Origin of the sequence: Mesorhizobium sp. M4A.F.Ca.ET.020.02.1.1, from assembly GCF_004022645.1 — a bacterium.
GTDB lineage: Bacteria > Pseudomonadota > Alphaproteobacteria > Rhizobiales > Rhizobiaceae > Mesorhizobium.
Window position 1 is genome coordinate 1 of the sequence record NZ_RZOI01000707.1, and the last position, 3,107, is coordinate 3,107.

The following is a 3,107-nucleotide window of genomic DNA, read 5'->3' on the forward strand; positions in this document are numbered from 1 at the left end:
ATACTATATCCTGAAGGCCCTGGATCTGGAGCAGAAGGACGGCGGCGGCATCGGCAGGGTGACGCCGCAGGAAGCCACTTTCGTCGACGTGCTGGGCCGGTCGCTATGGATATCGGCTGTCGTGACGGCCATCTGCCTGGTCCTTGCGTTTCCGGTCGCCTTCAGGATCTCAGCTGCCTCGCCTCGCTGGCGCGGCCTGCTGCTGCTTCTGGTCCTACTGCCGTTCTGGACGTCGCTGCTGGTGCGCACCAGCGCCTGGGTGGTGTTGTTGCAGGACAACGGCATCATCAACTCGGTGCTGTTGTGGAGCGGCATCGTCGACCGGCCGGTCCACCTGATCTTCAACCGCATCGGCGTCTATATCGCCTTCGTCCATGTCATGCTGCCGTTCATGATCCTGCCCATCTACAGCGTCATGGTCGGCATCTCGAAGGACTACACGCGCGCCGCCTACAGCCTCGGCGCCAGCGGGCCGCGCACTTTCTACAAGGTGTATCTGCCTCTGGTGTGGCCCGGCCTATGGTCCGGCTGCCTGCTCACCTACGTCATTGTCGTCGGCTACTACATCACCCCGCTACTCGTCGGCGGCAGCCAGGACCAGATGCTCAGCTACTTCATCGCCTTCTACACGAAGCAGACGGTGAACTGGGGCCTGGCTTCCGCGCTCGCGATCCTGCTGACGACCTGTGTTCTCGTGCTGGTTGGCCTCTACGGCCTGCTCGGCCGCAAATCTCAAATCGTGGTGAAGGCCTGAGCGCGATGTCCGCTTCAGCAACGCACAAGCCGAAGGTCGATATCTGGCGCACGCTGGCAAGCGTGGTGACCGTGCTGGTCTTCCTGTTCCTGCTGGTGCCGATCGCGGCCGTGCTGCCGCTTTCCTTCAGTTCAGGCTCGTTCCTCTCCTATCCCATGCCCGGATTGTCACTGCGTTGGTACGAGGAACTTTTGACCAACTACAAGTGGCTGCTCGCGCTGAAGAACAGCGCGGTTGTCGGCATTGGTGCAGCGGCACTGTCCACCGTGCTTGGCCTGTCGGCGGCCATCGCCATGAACGGGCTTGGTCCGAGGGCTCGCGCCATCGTCAACGGCTTCCTTATCGCGCCGCTGGTCATGCCGGTCATCATCATGGCTGTCGGCCTATATCTGTTCCTCTCCGATCTCGGCCTCGCCGGCACGATTGTCGGCATGATCCTGGCGCACACCGTGATCGGCACGCCCTATGTGGTGATCTCAGCCACCGCGGCGCTTCAAAACTTCGACATGCAGTTGATCCGTGCCGCCAAGAGCCTCGGCGCGTCGCCCTGGATGGCCTATCGGCGCGTGATGCTGCCGGCAATCCGCCCGGCCATTGTCGCGGGGTCGCTTTTCGCCTTCGTTGCTTCGTTCGACGAGGTCGTGATCGTGCTCTTCCTCGCCGGCCCCGGCCAGGTGACGCTACCGGTGCGTCTCTTCGAGGGCATCCGCGACGAGCTTACGCCGGTCGTCATCGCCGCCGCGGTGGTGATGATCTCGATCTCGATCGGCCTGATGGCGGTCATCGAGATCCTGCGCCGCAAGTCCGTTGCCCGGCGCGGCATGGCCTGAACGGCACGTAACAGGGACTGCACGCACTGGCGTTTGAGTTTTGTTGATCGTAGGGTTTCCTCGTTCCAAGACCGGCCGCACCGGCTGACGCCATGCCGCCAGGACGTTCCAGCCTGCGGTTTCAACGTCCGGCAAATCCACCCAGGAACGCTGCCAATGAGCTTCCGAGCGTCGGCGACGGGTAGCCTCCTTCCTGGACAATCAGTGTTGGGCATGTCAGCGCCGCCAGCATCTCTCCCATACGGCGAAAGCCGGTTTCGTCCACGGCCATGCAGGCGAAAGGATCGTCTTTGGAGGCATCCAGCCCCAGGGCAATGATCAGGATATCGGGCGAGAACTGCCGGACCGCCTCGCATGCTTTCGTCACGGCTGCCAGATATGCCTCGGTCCCGCTCATCAAAGGAACCGGCAGATTCAGATTGTGCCCTTCTCCGTGGCCGGCTCCGGTCTCGTCGGAATAGCCGGCGTAATAGGGATAGAGGTGGGCAGGATCGCCGTGCACGGACACCGTCAGAACGTCGCGCCGGTTGTAAAAAAGTGCCTGGGTGCCGTTGCCGTGGTGAACGTCGACATGGACGATTGCCGCCCGAGCTTCCTGTGAAGCCGCCAGGTTGGCCGCAATGGCGGTATTGTTCAAATAGCAGAAGCCGCCGGCCTGATCGCGATAGGCGTGGTGCCCCGGTGGGCGGCAAAGCGCGTAAGCCGAGCGCTCTCCCTCCAGCACCCTGGTCATCGCATCGACGGCGGTGTTGGCGCTCGCTCGTGCCGCCTCCCAGGTTCCCTCGACCAGCACGCAACTGGCGTCCGCCTGATAAAAGCCGGCACGGCCAAGCAGGTCGCGGGGCAGACGGCTCATGTGGCGGCTGGGATGGACGCTTGATCGCAGCTCTGGACCGGCGCCAGGCAGCTCCCGCCACGCCTGGAAGCCGGTTTGCAGGAAGGTGAGGTAGTCGCGATCATGCACTGCCGCGATGATCTCGAACGAACGCTCGTGAGGGGGTTGGACGGCGATACCGGCTGCTTCAAGGCCGGAGAGTAGGGCCGCTATCCTTTCGGGCTGTTCAGGGCTGGGTCTCAATTCGCCGCCGGCGATCCGGGTCAACGGGCGATGCAGCAATTGCCGCTCATCGAAGATGGCTAGCATGGGGATCTCCAGGAGTGGCGCGGCTGGATTAGTGCTCGTCGGCCGCTTTGACACCGTCGCGGCGGACGAACTGCGCGGCGATGAGAACGAGAATCGACAGAACCACCAGCATGGAGGAAATCGCCGCGACAGTCGGATCGACCTGGTCGCGGATGTTGGCGAACATGCGCTTGGTGAGCGTCGATGTCGCACCGCTGGAGATAAAGAGCGAGACGACGACCTCATCGAAGGAGGTGATGAACGCGAATAGCATGCCGGACATGACCGCGATGCGGATCTGCGGCAGGGTCACCGTCAGGAATGCGCGCAACGGCGAAGCGCCCAGGCTGCGCGCGGCCCGTTCCTGGTTGACGTCGAAGCTGGCCAGGCCATTGCCGAC

4 protein-coding genes are annotated in these 3,107 nt (G+C 63.1%); 2 read left to right on the forward strand and 2 right to left on the reverse strand.

All coding sequences use genetic code 11. From position 1 onward, the window contains the following. On the forward strand, positions 1-754 hold a 754-nt coding region (locus EN742_RS29705; protein WP_148670347.1), incomplete at its 5' end, for an ABC transporter permease. Positions 755-759: 5 nt separating this feature from the next. Then, complete coding sequence (locus EN742_RS29710; protein WP_128333593.1) at positions 760-1,584, forward strand: ABC transporter permease; 825 nt, start codon at positions 760-762, stop codon at positions 1,582-1,584. A 121-nt stretch (positions 1,585-1,705) separates the two neighbouring features. Here EN742_RS29710 and EN742_RS29715 read toward each other — a convergent pair whose 3' ends face one another. Beyond that, positions 1,706-2,728, reverse strand: a complete 1,023-nt coding sequence (locus EN742_RS29715; protein ID WP_128333594.1) for a histone deacetylase family protein — start codon at positions 2,726-2,728, stop codon at positions 1,706-1,708. Between the two features lie 28 nt (positions 2,729-2,756). Continuing rightward, a partial coding sequence (locus EN742_RS29720) for an ABC transporter permease subunit (RefSeq protein WP_128333595.1) occupies positions 2,757-3,107 on the reverse strand: 351 nt, incomplete at its 5' end.